The organism is Neobacillus fumarioli NBRC 102428, assembly GCF_001591485.1.
Taxonomy (GTDB): Bacteria; Bacillota; Bacilli; order Bacillales; family Cytobacillaceae; genus Neobacillus; species Neobacillus fumarioli.
Genome location: NZ_BCUZ01000004.1, coordinates 13,942 through 27,535 on the forward strand (window position 1 = coordinate 13,942; position 13,594 = coordinate 27,535).

Annotated in this window: 12 protein-coding genes; 1 reads left to right on the forward strand and 11 read right to left on the reverse strand. The window is 40.0% G+C overall.

Annotation, left to right across the window (positions count from 1 at the left end; genetic code table 11):
* Positions 1–52 precede the first annotated feature (52 nt).
* Positions 53–2,128 (reverse strand): sigma-54 interaction domain-containing protein, encoded by a 2,076-nt coding sequence (locus BFU02S_RS01535; protein ID WP_066365654.1) that lies wholly within the window; start codon positions 2,126–2,128, stop codon positions 53–55.
* A gap of 184 nt (positions 2,129–2,312) precedes the next feature.
* Here BFU02S_RS01535 and BFU02S_RS01540 point away from each other — a divergent pair, with 184 nt between their 5' ends.
* Entirely contained in the window at positions 2,313–2,552 is a 240-nt protein-coding gene (locus tag BFU02S_RS01540; protein WP_066365656.1) for a DUF2627 domain-containing protein, read from the forward strand.
* A 13-nt stretch (positions 2,553–2,565) separates the two neighbouring features.
* Here BFU02S_RS01540 and BFU02S_RS01545 read toward each other — a convergent pair whose 3' ends face one another.
* The 10 genes from BFU02S_RS01545 to xseA all read right to left on the reverse strand — a co-directional run bounded on the left by BFU02S_RS01545 (position 2,566) and on the right by xseA (position 13,582).
* Complete coding sequence (locus tag BFU02S_RS01545) at positions 2,566–3,294, reverse strand: glycerophosphodiester phosphodiesterase (protein WP_066365660.1); 729 nt, start codon at positions 3,292–3,294, stop codon at positions 2,566–2,568.
* 151 nt (positions 3,295–3,445) lie between these two features.
* Entirely contained in the window at positions 3,446–4,240 is a 795-nt protein-coding gene (gene spo0A, locus BFU02S_RS01550) for a sporulation transcription factor Spo0A (protein WP_066365662.1), read from the reverse strand.
* A 289-nt stretch (positions 4,241–4,529) separates the two neighbouring features.
* On the reverse strand, positions 4,530–5,819 hold the full coding sequence (spoIVB, locus tag BFU02S_RS01555; RefSeq protein WP_066365665.1) for a SpoIVB peptidase: 1,290 nt from the start codon (positions 5,817–5,819) through the stop codon (positions 4,530–4,532).
* 122 nt (positions 5,820–5,941) lie between these two features.
* The gene (gene recN, locus BFU02S_RS01560; protein WP_066365668.1) at positions 5,942–7,630 is read right to left on the reverse strand and encodes a DNA repair protein RecN; all 1,689 of its coding nucleotides are present in this window, start codon (positions 7,628–7,630) and stop codon (positions 5,942–5,944) included.
* 17 nt (positions 7,631–7,647) lie between these two features.
* Positions 7,648–8,097: a transcriptional regulator AhrC/ArgR gene (gene ahrC, locus BFU02S_RS01565; protein WP_066365670.1), complete on the reverse strand. Its 450-nt coding sequence runs from the start codon at positions 8,095–8,097 to the stop codon at positions 7,648–7,650.
* Positions 8,098–8,219: 122 nt separating this feature from the next.
* Positions 8,220–9,059 carry a TlyA family RNA methyltransferase gene (locus BFU02S_RS01570; protein ID WP_066365673.1) on the reverse strand — a complete coding sequence of 280 codons (840 nt, stop codon included), beginning with the start codon at positions 9,057–9,059 and terminating at the stop codon, positions 8,220–8,222.
* Positions 9,060–9,062: 3 nt separating this feature from the next.
* Positions 9,063–10,958: a 1-deoxy-D-xylulose-5-phosphate synthase gene (dxs, locus tag BFU02S_RS01575; protein WP_066365814.1), complete on the reverse strand. Its 1,896-nt coding sequence runs from the start codon at positions 10,956–10,958 to the stop codon at positions 9,063–9,065.
* Between the two features lie 145 nt (positions 10,959–11,103).
* Complete coding sequence (locus tag BFU02S_RS01580; RefSeq protein WP_066365818.1) at positions 11,104–11,988, reverse strand: polyprenyl synthetase family protein; 885 nt, start codon at positions 11,986–11,988, stop codon at positions 11,104–11,106.
* Between the two features lie 12 nt (positions 11,989–12,000).
* Positions 12,001–12,234 (reverse strand): exodeoxyribonuclease VII small subunit, encoded by a 234-nt coding sequence (locus tag BFU02S_RS01585; protein WP_066365676.1) that lies wholly within the window; start codon positions 12,232–12,234, stop codon positions 12,001–12,003.
* Positions 12,224–13,582 (reverse strand): exodeoxyribonuclease VII large subunit, encoded by a 1,359-nt coding sequence (xseA, locus tag BFU02S_RS01590; protein ID WP_066365677.1) that lies wholly within the window; start codon positions 13,580–13,582, stop codon positions 12,224–12,226. Before xseA ends, BFU02S_RS01585 begins: the two co-directional genes overlap by 11 nt.
* Between the last annotated feature and the right edge of the window lie 12 nt (positions 13,583–13,594).

The following is a 13,594-nucleotide window of genomic DNA, read 5'->3' on the forward strand; positions in this document are numbered from 1 at the left end:
AAACGCTTTATTAGCAAGATTAGGGTGTGCAATATTTTTCATATCGTGAAATTTATTGCATGCTCCTTTTTTCAAGATTATATTTTTCCAGCTTGTAATATAAATTTCTGACAGACAGTCCTAACGTTTTGGCAGTTAATGTTTTATTTCCGTTTAATCGATTTAATGTTTGTAGTATAATCTTCGCTTCATATTCTTCTATCATTTTCGCCAAAGTAAGTTGGGAAGAAACAGGGGATTCCATTTTGCTGGCGGCTGTTTCATTAACAGAAATTCGATTCTTTAACTCCGGCAAATGGTGAACATCAATGTAAGTCTCATTATAATTCATAAAAATAATCGCTCTGCCTAAAATATTTTCCAATTCCCGAACATTTCCGGGCCAATCATATTCCATTAACTGCAACAGAGCCGCATTTGTTATTCCTTCAACGTTTCGCCCATAATCACGATTAATTTTTTGAATCAGCCGTTCAGATAGGAGAGGGATTTCTTCCTTTCTCTTTCTCAGCGGAGGTATATGGATCGGCATCCGATTCAATCGATAATATAAGTCTTCCCTAAAGGTACCTCCTGCAATCCCCTTTTCTAAGTTAACATTAGTGGCTGTAATGACTCTTACATTAATTGTAATTGGTTTTGTGCCGCCCACCCGAATAATTTCATTTTCCTGGAGGACTCTAAGTAGTTTTGCCTGCATGTTGGCAGATAACTCTCCAATTTCATCGAGAAAGATACTGCCATTATTCGCTTCTTCAAATAACCCTCGCTTCCCGCCTCTGATGGCACCGGAAAAAGCTCCCTCTTCGTAGCCGAAAAGTTCGCTTTCAAGCAAAGATTCTGATATGGCTGCACAATTAACACGGATGAATTTGTTATATTTGCGGTCGCTGGCATTATGAATGGCATGGGCAAACAGCTCTTTTCCTGTTCCGGACTCACCGCGAAGCAGAATGGTTGCCGGTGTTTTTGCCCCCAGCTTCGCCTGTTCAATCGCCAGCAGCATTTCTTCAGATTTCCCGATAATGTCCTCAAATGTATATTTCGCTTCTAGCTTGCGGATAATTTGCCTCGCCCTGCTTAATTCCCGGCTGAGCGATTTCATTTCGGACATATCATGGATGACACCAACACTCCCTTTCAATTTTCCATTGACAATAATTGGAGCAACATTGACGATGACCTCTTTTTCATTTGGACCAACCCGCATGGGTACTCCTCGGACAGCTCGCCTTGTCTGCAGGACTTTCATATGCATACTTTCGCCTTCAGAAATATCCGCAGTAGCCGGTTTGCCAATGACCTGTTCTTCTGTTAATCCTGTAATTCGGGTATAGGCCGGATTAATCATGATCCCCCGTCCATTTTCATCCACTACGGAAATGGCATCATCACTTGAATGAATAATTGCCTGCAGCATAGTTTGGATTTCCTTCAGGTCGGTAATTTCTTCCGCAAGCTTGACCACCTCAGTAATATCCTTAAAAACCGCAACAGCGCCAATTAATGACCCGTTCTCTTCAATAATCGGGATTCTTGTGGTGATAATTTTAAGTCCATTGCCCAAAACCATTTCCTGATTCGTTTCTATGCGTCTTGTTTTTAGAACGACAGGTAGACGACTTTCTGGAATAACCTCCCCTACAAACTTTCCAAGAGCCTGCTCTTTCTTAACTCCCATCATTTCTTCTGCTCTACGGTTAAATAAAATAATAAATCCTTGATTATTGATGACAACCATCCCATCACTTGTGGCATTAAAAATTAATTCCTGCAAATAGGATTCGTATTGATGCTTTTGTAATAGCTCTTCCTTTTCTTCCATTAGTTTCGAAAAAAGAAATGCAACGCTTCCAGGAATTAAGATGGTTTTCTTATTCTTTGTATTTCGGAGCGCTTGAAAAACACCTTCATCACCAGTTGCTTCAATAATAATATCAATATTATCCATCAAAAATGGATACCATTCTGTTCCTGTCTTAATTCCTTCCTTCTGTGCCAGGCGGATCCCGGGTGCATTCAAATTGCGGTCAATCACAACATATACCCGCAGCATTTCTGATTCTTTCAATATTTTTAAAATAGCCGTTCCACCTTTTCCAGCTCCGACAATCATTACGTTTTGCATGGTTATTGCTCCTTATGAAAGGATTTCGAAAAAATTTTCTTAGTAGAAAGAGAAAACTGTGCACTTTTTTTCATATTTTATTTTAAACTTCAACAGACATCTTGACAAATTTCATCTATAATCCATTCATTTTTTGGTATATAATGACTGTAAATATTTCATTTCAAAATGGAAGGATCAAATCATGACGCGGATTATTGCCCTTATTATTTTAGTGATTCCCGGTTTTTTGGCTGCTTTCGGAATTAAGTTGATGCGTGATATGACATTTGGCATTCTACAGGCACCGTTTCCGAATTTATGGTTGCAATTTTTGACGGGGTTTATTCTGTTTGTCGGTGGTCTTGGCTTTGTAGGCGGATTTATCTTCCATCGTGATCGGAAAAGAAATAACGTTCAAGCAAGATTCAAAAAGACGAAATAAGAGACCGTTCATGTTACGGTCTCTTTTCATATTCCTTTCTTATTCTTAATGCTTTCACGGGATCATCCGTAATAATCGCACTGCATTGAACATTGAACAACCTGCGCATATCCTGCCCGCGATTAACTGTATAAGGTCTTACCTCAATGCCATTTTCAATGGTCATTCTAATAATGTGATCGGAGACAGCGGAATGTTTTGGGTGAATTGCTTTTGCCCGGATGGATTGCGCATAAATCCATGGCATATAAATTCCCTCAATAAAAAGCGGCGCTGTTTCAATTTCCGGAGCTAACTGATAGTTATAAACAATACTGTAATGATTAAAAGAAGAAATAATAATTCGATCGGCCACATCATATTTGCGTACCAGCTCAACTACTTTTTCTTCCATGCCCTCATATGGGATAAGACCGTTTTTAAATTCAATATTACATATTAGTTTGTTTGTTTTAAGCCATTCCAATACTTCCTCCAACGATGGAATGGGCTCTTTTTTAATCCCTTTCTTATTGGCATTCAACTTTCTTATTTCTTTAAAAGAATAATCTTTCACAAAACCTGATCCAGTCGTAGTCCGGTCTACTTTTTCATCATGAATCACTACAACTACGCCGTCTTTTGTTAATTGCGTATCAAACTCAATCCCATCAGCTCCCGCCTTCTCAGCAGCCACAAAGGAACTCATTGTATTTTCTGCATAAGCTGCGGAATACCCACGGTGAGCAAAAATTTGTGTCATTTGTCTCACTTCCCATCATTCCATGTATTGACGGTCCAATAGAATCCAACATTAAAACACCCTAAAACAGCTTATGCAAATCATTTAGATATTTTCATTTTTAGACAAAAATAAAAACCCTAAGATGTTGACTTAGGGAATCATTTCAATCTTAAGATGCTTTATGTTCCAGACGAAGCTTGTCAGCAACCATAGCAATGAACTCCGAATTAGTCGGCTTAGCTTTGGACATACTGACAGTATATCCGAATAAGGAGGAGATGGAATCAATATTTCCTCGGCTCCAAGCAACTTCTATTGCATGCCGGATGGCTCTTTCTACCCTGCTTGCCGTTGTGTTATATTTTTTGGCAATGTCCGGATATAAAACTTTCGTAATAGAACCCAATAATTCAATATCATTATAAACCATGGCAATCGCTTCACGTAAATATAAATATCCTTTAATATGTGCGGGGACACCAATTTCATGGATAATACTCGTAATGCTTGCATCCAAATTTTTCGGCTTAGATTCAGTCTGTGAACGAAAACCTTGAGCCGATACTTTTCGGGCAGAAATCGAATGGCCGATACCGCTAACCTGCCGAATGTGATTACATAAATTCTCCATATCAAACGGCTTTAGAATGAAATAGGAGGCGCCAAGCTCTACCGCTTTCTTTGTCACATCTTCCTGTCCAAACGCTGTCAGCATGATCACATGAGGCAGAACTCCCTTTTTTAATTCACGCAGACGTTCCAACACCGCCAAACCATCTAAATGGGGCATAATAATATCTAGCACAAGAACGTCCGGATCTATTGTACGTAATAATTCCAGACACTCTTGGCCATTATGAGCGATTCCCGCTACTTCCATATCATCCTGGGACGAAATATAGTCCTCTAATAATCCAATAAGTTCCCGATTGTCGTCAACGACGCAAACTTTAATTTTCTTCAAAACCGCTTCCTCCTCAACTCGTAACTAAAACATCTAATATTTAAGAATAAATGTTGTCGTCTTTGGTTTCGCATATCTTTATTCTAAATTAGAAATTCGACAATGCAACAAAAATTCCTTTACTTTTTTTTATTTTTCTAAAAATAGTGAGAAAATCTTATCTTTTCTTCGTTTTTCTCTTTTTTTCGACTAAAATCGTATATTTGCCACATTGTTCCAAAATAATATTGGACAATTTTCACCAAAAAGAAAAGCAAAATAGGGGAATTTTTCCTATTTTGCTTCAAATTTAGCTTGCTTTATTTTTAGGCATATCGTATATGTTAATTCCCGCTTCATCCAGCATCCATTCGATGTGAACCCCGTAACCAGAAGTCGGATCATTCACAAACACATGGGTCACTGCACCGACAAGCTTACCATCTTGGATGATTGGACTGCCGCTCATCCCTTGAACAATTCCTCCTGTTTTTTCTAACAGTTTAAGATCGGTTACTTTGATGACCATTCCTTTTGTTGCCGGAAACTTTTGCGGGATCGTACTGACGATTTCAATGTTAAATTCTTCCACCTTATCATTATTTACCACTGTTAAAATTTTTGCCGGTCCTTCTTTTACTTGACTGGACAAGGCAATTGGCATAGGCTTATCCATTATTCCGTTTTTCAGTTGTTTGTTTAGCTCACCAAAAATTCCAAACGGGCTATTCTTTTGAATATTTCCAACAATTTCTCCATCTGATGAGAAGCGTGCAAGCTTTTCACCAGGGTCTCCACTGCTGCCTTTTTCAATAGAAGTAACGGTTGAGCGAACAATTTGTCCATCTTCAACGACAATAGGTTTTTTCGTATCCATATCTGAAATGACATGGCCAAGGGCACCATATTTTTTCGATTGGGGATGATAAAAAGTCATCGTTCCGATTCCTGCTGCTGAATCCCGAATATATAAACCAAGTTTATACGTATTTTCTGTTTTGTCTTTTAATGGGGTTAGTTTTGTTGTAAATGAACCATTTTCTCTGCTTATGACAAGATCGAGAGCTTTACCGCTTTGCCCTGCGGCTTGTACATACGGTGCTACATCCGTCATTTTTTCGATTTTATGGCCATTGATTTCGGTAATAATATCACCGACTTTAATGCCGGCAATTTCACCTGGAGATTTTTTCCCATTTTCAGTATTCACTAAGTGGTGGCCAACCACTAACACACCAACAGTATTTAACTTGACACCAATGGATTGACCGCCTGGAATCACCCGAAAATCCTTCAATACTCTTACATCAACTTTTTTAATGGGGATTCCGGCAAATTCCAACAGCATTTCATTTTTGCCGTTTTGAACTCCTTTAACTTTTACCGAATGTTGATCTTCCTCTAATTTAACATTAGAATTGTGAGAAACTAATGCGGCTGAAACCGGTGCAGCCTTGTTGAAGCTAAAATTTTGTCCCTCGAAAACCGTAATAGTTTTTGGGATTGTTAAAAATTGATCCATCGGCTGAAAAAAAATTAGGCTGGCTAATGAAACAAGGAGAATTCCACCAATAATTTTTCTAATGATCTCTAGTTTCACAATTTTCACTCTCCTCGCTTCTTTTACGCTAAGTTTAATGGCTACATCTATAATTTTGCCTCCTTGACAATCATTTATAACTTAGGTTTAGATAAAAAAAGCTACCCATAATGGATAGCTTTTCAAGCTTTTTTATTTTCTGCCGCTAATTGCAATAATTCTTCCGCATGCTGCTTTGTTAAATCGGTAATTTCTGCTCCGGAGATCATCCGGCCAATTTCTTTAATTTTCTCTTTATTATTTAGCGGTGTGACAGAAGTTGTCGTTCTGCCTCCTTTAATCGTTTTGGAAATAAATAAATGGGTATCAGCCATGGCCGCAACTTGAGGTAAATGAGAAATGCATAATACTTGGGAATTTCCCGCCACTTTATAAATTTTTTCGGCAATTGCCTGAGCAACCCGTCCACTTACACCGGTATCCACTTCATCAAATATAATGGAAGTAACACCCTGATGTTTCGAAAAAATACTCTTTAGTGCCAGCATAATTCGAGATAATTCGCCGCCGGAAGCTACTTTTGACAATGGCTTTAACGGTTCTCCCGGATTGGTGGAAATATAAAATTCCACCTGGTCGACACCTGTTTGTGTAAATACTTCCGAGTCCGTACAAATGCGAATTTCAAATACAGTTTTCTCCATATATAACTCTTTTAATTCTTTATGAATTAATTTTGTCAGTTTATCTGCCCATTTATGCCGAAGTTCCGTTAATTGTTTGGCTTCAAGGGTTAAATCTCGTTGAATGGAAGCCAATTCCTTTTCCAATTCACCGATATGGGTTTCTTTATTTTGTAATGTTTCAATTTCTTCCTCAATTTTGGCCGCATATTCCAATATTTCCTCAATCGTTTTACCATATTTCCGCTTCAATTGATTTATTTCATTTAAACGATCTTCCATTTCATTCAGCCGCTCGGGATCAAATTCCAGCATATCCAATTCATTTCTTAATAAACGCGAAGCATCTTCTAACTGATAGAAACAATTGGAAACTGTTTCATAAACATCTTTAAATGCCGGATCAATGGAAGCGGCATCTTCAAGATGGTCCATCACCATACTGATCCAGTCAAGTCCCTTCTGTTCACCGTTTAATGCTGTATAGCTTAATTGAACAGCTTCAAAAACCTTTTGGAAATTGGCGAGCCTCCGCTTTTCCTCATAAAGTTCCTCATCTTCGTGAAGCTTTAAATTTGCTTTTTGGATTTCATCCAATTGAAACAATATTAAATCGAGCCTATGAGCCATCTGCTGGTCATTTTCACTTAAGGCCTTTAACTTTTGTTTCGTTTGCTGATACCTTTTGAATACATCCTGATATTCTCCAAGTGATGCTGCTATTTCATCTGCCCCAAACTGATCAAGCAACGGCAAGTGCTTCGACTCATCCATTAATTCTTGATGTTCATGCTGGCCGTGAATATCTACAAGAGCTGCGCCAATTTCTCTTAGAATTGAAATGGTCACTAATTTGCCATTAATCCTGCAAACGCTTTTGCCTGTCCGAGAAATGTCACGGCGCAGGACCACCATCCCATCTTCTATCTCAATGCCAAATTCACTTGCTTTACTTAACACTGGATGATGATCTTCTTCAATTTGAAATAATCCTTCTATTTCCGCTTTTTCTTCTCCATGGCGGACGAATTCTGCAGAACCCCTCCCGCCAATCAGCAATTGAATGGCATCAATAATGATCGATTTTCCTGCTCCAGTTTCCCCTGTTAAAACCGTTAATCCTTTACGAAAAGAAATCGATAAGGATTCTATTATGGCAAAATTTTTAATTGAAAGTTCTGCTAACAAGAAATATTCCCCCAGAATTAAAGCATATCAAGGAACCTCTGTGTAATCGTCTTTGTATCTTCTTCTGTACGGCAAATTACTAACATCGTATCATCACCGCAGATCGTTCCCAAAATTTCATCCCAATCAAGGTGATCAATTAACGCCCCAATTGCCATGGCATTCCCGGGTAAGCATTTTAACACCAATAGATGCCCTGCAGAGTCAATGCTTACAAATGCATCCATCATGGCCCGTTTCAGCTTCTGCAGAGGATTAAATCTTTGATCTGCTGGCAGACTGTATTTATATCGCCCGTCACTTAACGGTACCTTCACAAGATGCAATTCTTTAATATCCCGGGACACGGTAGCTTGGGTTACATTATACCCTGCATTTCGAAGTTCATCTACAAGTTCATCTTGAGTTTCTATATCATTGCCGGCAATGATCTCCCTAATTTTAATATGACGCTGACCTTTATTCATGTTTTCACCCCGAAGTATTGAATGAAGTATATTTCTACCCTTATGTTAGCTGATTTGATTTACAATGTGCAATTGATATCTTATAAAAATACAATAAGATTAATAAAAGGATAAGCAGCTGCCTATCCTTTTACTTCGCTTTTTGTATGAAATTCCCTATGTGCTTCCTTAACCACTTCTTCAGGAGCAACAGGAAGTTGGTTTTCTCCGGCTGCCTGAGTCCCTTTCCATTTTAAATGCAGCAGAAATTCAATATTTCCATCACCGCCGGTTATTGGCGAATAGGATATATTCATGATCGTATAGCCTTGTTCCAATGAAAAATGAATAATTTTTTCGATTACTTGCAAATGAACGTTTGAATCACGGACAATCCCCTTTTTTCCCACTTGTTCCCTTCCTGCTTCAAACTGCGGTTTAATCAGCGCTACTATATCGCTGTCAGGAACAAGCAAGTTTTTTAACACCGGCAATATTAAGGTTAAGGAGATGAAGGAAACGTCAATCGTAGCAAAGTTTGGCATCTCCCCTGTTAAATCAGCAGGAGTTACATATCGGAAATTCGTCCTTTCCATGACAACAACACGCTCGTCTTGACGCAGCTTCCAGGCAAGTTGATTATAGCCGACATCAAGGGCATATGACATTTTCGCTCCATTTTGAAGGGCGCAGTCCGTAAATCCTCCTGTTGAAGCACCGACATCAAGCATAATCTTATCTTTCACATTTACATCAAAGACATGAAGGGCTTTTTCCAGCTTTAATCCGCCACGGCTGACGTAGGGGAGCACACTTCCTTTTACTGTCAATGGAATGTCAGCATCCACCTTCTCCCCCGGCTTTTCCAGCCGCTCTTCATTCGTATAGACTAAGCCGGCCATAATGGCTCTTTTGGCTTTCTCCCGGGTTTCAAATAAACCTCTTTCTACCAATAAAACATCTAGACGTTCTTTATTTTTCATTTGTTATGCCCTTTGCTGTTTTTTCCGCGCCAGTATGGAAATTCTCTTAACAACTTCATCTGTTGTCAGCCCAATTTCCTCAAGAAGTGAGCCGACATCTCCATGTTCGATGAAATGGTCCGGAATTCCCATCCTGTCAATTTCTGCATGATAATAGCCTTCGGTTTGCGCAAACTCGAGAATAGCGCTGCCAAACCCGCCCTGCAGAACCGCTTCTTCAATCGTGAGAATCGGAATAGATTCATCCAATAGTTCTGTTAACATTTTCCTGTCAAGCGGTTTTATAAACCGGGCATTTACCACTTTAACCGATACCCCGAGTTTTTCAAGTCTCATTGCTGCTTCCAAGGCCATTGGAATCGTTGTTCCAAAAGTTAAAATGGCAGCATCATGCCCCTGTTTTAAAATCTCCCATGATCCAATCCGTATGGTATGGAGTGTTTCATCCATCGGGACACCTACGCCATTTCCCCGGGGGAATCGCATGGCGATTGGGCCATCATCATATTTCAATGCCGTATACACCATATGCTGGCCTTCATTTTCATCTTTCGGCATCATTAACACGATATTGGGAATATGCCGTAAAAATGCAATATCAAATACTCCTTGATGGGTTTCGCCGTCCGCACCGACCAGACCCGCACGATCTATACCAATAAACACATTTAAGTTTTGCCGGCATATATCATGAACTACTTGATCATAAGCCCGTTGTAAAAAAGTAGAGTAAATCGCCAGAAAAGGCTTCATATTTTGAGTGGCTAACCCTGCAGCAACGGTTGCCGCATGTTGCTCAGCGATGCCGACATCATACATGCGGTCAGGAAATTCACTGGCAAAGCCTTCAAGTTTCGATCCGACAGGCATTGCCGGAGTAATGGCGACAATTCGCTCATCTTTTCGTGCTAGTTTTCTTACTGTTTCACTTACCAAACTGCTCCATGCTGGCGGCTGTTTTTTAGCCGGCTTGACGAATGTACCCGTATCTATTTTGTATGGACCTGTCCCGTGCCATGTCCCTGTTTTATCGGTCTCAGCCGGTTGAAAACCTTTCCCTTTTTTGGTAATAACATGAAGAAGAACTGGCCCCTCCGTCTTTTTCGCAAGCCTTAGATTTTCAAATAAGCTTTCAAAATTGTGACCGTCAATTGGTCCTAAATAAGTAAACCCAAGTTCTTCAAAGAACATGCCGGACACAAATAAATATTTAAGGCTGTCCTTCACTCTTTCAGCTGTAGCAGCAAGTTTTCCACCTACTGCAGGGACTTTTTTTAACAGCACTTCCAGTTCATCTTTCACCCACTGATATTTCCCAGCTGTCCGCAATTGACCGAGAATATTATGGAGCGCTCCTACGTTGGGAGCAATTGACATTTCGTTATCATTTAGAATAACGATCATATCTTTCTTCTCATGGCCGATATGATTCATTGCTTCAAGTGCCATACCGCCTGTTAAAGCACCATCCCCTATAACAGGAACTACATAGTAGTTTTGCTTTTTCAAATCGCGGGCAATGGCCATCCCCATTGCCGCAGAGAGGGAGGTTGAGCTGTGTCCTGTTTCCCATACATCATGTTCGCTTTCTGCTCTTTTTGGAAAACCACATAACCCCTTAAATTGCCGTAATGTGTCGAATTCACATGCTCTGCCTGTTAATATTTTATGAACATAAGATTGATGGCCCACATCCCAAATAATTTTATCCTTGGGACTGTCAAAGCATTTATGCAAAGCAATTGTCAGCTCCACGACACCAAGATTTGGCCCAATATGTCCCCCTGTTACTGACAGTTTCTCAATCAAAAATTTCCGGATTTCTTGACTCAAAGCCTCCAGCTCTTTGATTGACATGCCTTTTAGGAACGATGGGTCTTTAATTGATAACAGATCCATTGATGGATCACTCACTTTCATACTTTTTCTCTCTAATTCCTTTAAAAATAGCCGCTAACACAAGCGTGATAACGGCCTTGAAAACGAACTCTCTACAATGAAAACAATTATAACACACTTATGACATTGTCACAAATCCTCAAAGTTAATGGTCTCTTGCGGCTACAAGGTCCGTGATCTCTAACAATAATTTCGTATTGAGGTTAGTTTTTATAAGATTTTCCTTTGCAAGCTCTATTTGCTGCATTAATACGTCTTTTGCCCCTTCGAGAGTTAATAGAGCCGGATACGTATTTTTATGATTCGCTGTGTCACTGCCAACAGGCTTGCCGATTAGTTGCTGGTCGCCAATTAAATCAAGAATATCATCTTGAATTTGAAAAGCAAGGCCGAGATGGTAGGCAAAAGCAGATAAATCGTCCATTTCTTCTTGATTTGCATCTGCTAAAATGGCTCCTGCCAACACACTAAACCGCAACAGTCTGCCCGTTTTATGAATATGAACATATTCAAGTTCTTCTAGTGTTAATATTTTTCCTTCCGCTTCCATATCCGCAACCTGACCGCCAACCATCCCCTCGGTGCCGGCTGCTTTTGCCAGTTCTGCAACTAATCTCAATTTTGTTTCACTGGATGTGAATTGGTCTGGTATTTGGCACATCACTTCAAAACTGTACGTTAATAAAGCATCTCCTGCCAATGTAGCAACTGCTTCTCCAAAAACTTTATGATTCGTGGGTTTTCCCCTTCTAAGGTCATCATCATCCATACATGGCAAGTCATCATGGATTAAGGAATACGTGTGAATCATCTCAATCGCAGCAGCAGCTAAAAGTCCCTTTTCCGGATCTTGACCGAAGGCAGCAAGTGTGGCAAATAACAAAAGCGGCCGGATTCGTTTTCCACCTGCTTTAAGGGAATAGATCATTGATTCCTTCAGAATGGACGGAGCATCGAGTTTTTCAACCAGCTTGTACAGTTCATGATCCAAAAGGCTTTTATATCGATTTGTAAATGCCGCTAAATCCATTGTTTCCAAGAATTATTCCTCCTCATTAAGTACAAAGGTCTCGGTCCGTCCATCCTCCGTTATAATTTGTGTCAGTTGTGCCTCTACATGTTTCAATTTGTCATGACAAAGTTTCGACAATTCCATTCCTTCTTTATAATACTTAATTGCATCTTCTAAAGGGATATCGCCTTCTTCCAATTTTTCCACAATTTCCTCAAGCTTTGTCATGGCTTCTTCAAAGGATAATTTATTTTCATTCGTCACGATTTTCGCTCTCCTTTATCTTCTCTACCCTACAGTATAGGCTTCCGTCCGTTAATTGAATTAGAACTTGGTCTGTGACTTTGACCCCGGCAACACTTTTTAGTAAGCGATTGTTTTCCGAATAGGCTAAACTATAGCCCCTTTCCATAATGGAGAGCGGGCTGAGAGCCCGTAATGTTGACATCATCCGGTTGAAATCTGTTTGTTTTCTCCTAAGGATTTGAATTATGGCTTTATCCATGTCCTTTTGGGATCGTTCATACCGACTTTTCGCTTCTTTTAAGGCTTGTTTTGGATGGTTTCTGTGCAGTCGTTTTTCCAGCACCTCATGCTCGTTTTTTTTGATGGAAGTCAACCGCGCTGAACCGCGGATCAGCATTTCTGTTAATCTGTCAACCTGCTCGAGCTTTTGTTCATAAAGTCTGAATGGATACCGGAATGCATACGATTTTTGCACACGATTGAAACGTTCCTTTTGAAAGCGGAACTGCTCCTGCATCGTTCGGATCAACCGTGTTTGCCGCTGCAAAATACGATCCATTAATTCATCGATATGCGGGACCGCGAGTTCGGCAGCACCCGTCGGTGTGGGGGCTCTTAAATCAGCCACAAAGTCAGCAATGGTAAAATCGGTTTCATGCCCGACAGCTGAAATCACCGGGATCTGTGAAGCAAAAATAGCACGGGCCACAGTTTCTTCATTAAAAGCCCACAATTCCTCAATAGAGCCGCCTCCCCGTCCGACAATCAAAACATCAATATCTTTCATAGTATTCGCTTTTTCGATTGCCTTCACAATAGAAGGGGCCGCATAATCCCCTTGAACCAGAACAGGAAAGATTAAAATATTCACGATCGGATATCTTCGTTTAATCGTTGTAATGACATCTCGTATGGCTGCCCCGGTTGGAGAAGTAATAACCCCTACTGTTCTTGGAAATTGAGGGATCGCCTTTTTCATTTCCGGTGCAAACAAACCTTCCGCTTCCAGCCTTTGCTTTAACTGCTCATACGCTAAAAATAGTTCTCCAATCCCATCAGGCTGCATTTCTTTTATATAGATTTGATATTGACCGCTTGGTTCGTAGACGGTAATATCGCCTTTTACGATCACTTTCATTCCATTTTCCGGCAAAAATTTCATCGTACGCGAATAGCTTGAAAACATCACAGCCAAAATGCGGGCCTTTTCATCTTTTAATGTAAAATACATATGCCCGCTTGAATGCTGCTTAAAATTGGATATTTCACCTCTTACGTGAATGTCGCGCAAATGCGGGTCTGCATCAAATTTACGTTTTATGTATTTAGTTAAAGCATTCACAGTTAAAAATTTTTGTTCTTGCATAAATACTCCTCT